The organism is Synechococcus sp. BA-120 BA3 (assembly GCF_034931285.1).
Lineage (GTDB): Bacteria > Cyanobacteriota > Cyanobacteriia > PCC-6307 > Cyanobiaceae > Cyanobium.
Genome location: NZ_JAYGHZ010000224.1, coordinates 1 through 733, shown reverse-complemented (window position 1 = coordinate 733; position 733 = coordinate 1). Strand labels below are relative to the sequence as shown.

The following is a 733-nucleotide window of genomic DNA, read 5'->3' as shown; positions in this document are numbered from 1 at the left end:
ATGGCGAGGCGGGCGGCCAGGATCGCCGGGCCGGGCCGGTGCAGGATCCTCAGCGGCAGGCCTCCCTCCAGGACGCGGCTGTCATCGGTGCTGGGCGATGGGCTGCTGGGCGAGGGGCTGCCGGGGGATTGGCTGCCGGGGGATGGGGCGATGCTCATGCCGGCACCGCCTCGAGCACGCAGGCCCGGGCCGGATCCAGCAGGGGCAGCATCTGCTCCTGGAGCCGCACGGGCGACCAGCGCTCCAGCAGCTCCAGGGGATGGGCGAGGTGCTGGGGCCGGCCCCAGAGGCGGCTGCTGCCGATCAGGGAGGCCACGCCGCCGGGGGATTCCAGGGAGAAGCGGTAGCCGTTGGCGACGAGGCGCCGGGCCCGTCCCCATTCCTGCTCCTCCAGGGCGTCCTGGCGCAGCTCCTGCCACACCTGCTCGATGGCCTGCCGCACCTCGCCCAGCTCCTCGGGATCGGAGACGGCCTCCAGCAGGGCGATGCTGCCGCCCTCCATGGCATGCAGATCCAGATCGATGCTCTCGACGATCTGCAGCTGCTCCCGCAACCGATCCACCAGGCGGCTGCGCCGACCTTCCGCCAGCACGGTGGTGCCCAGGTCGGCCCCGGCCATGGCCTCCAGATCGGCGGCCGGCGGCAGCCACCACAGCAGCAGCAGCCGGGCGGCCTCGAGCCGCGGCACCGCCAGCCGGTGCACCCCCGGGGTGACGCGCAGCTCCGCCGGGAC

At 74.4% G+C, this 733-nt stretch carries 1 protein-coding gene; it reads right to left on the bottom strand.

Going from position 1 to position 733, the window contains the following annotated elements:
- Nucleotides 1–154: 154 nt before the first annotated feature.
- Nucleotides 155–733: insulinase family protein (locus VB737_RS07440; protein WP_500312270.1), on the bottom strand; the 579-nt coding region annotated here is incomplete at its 5' end.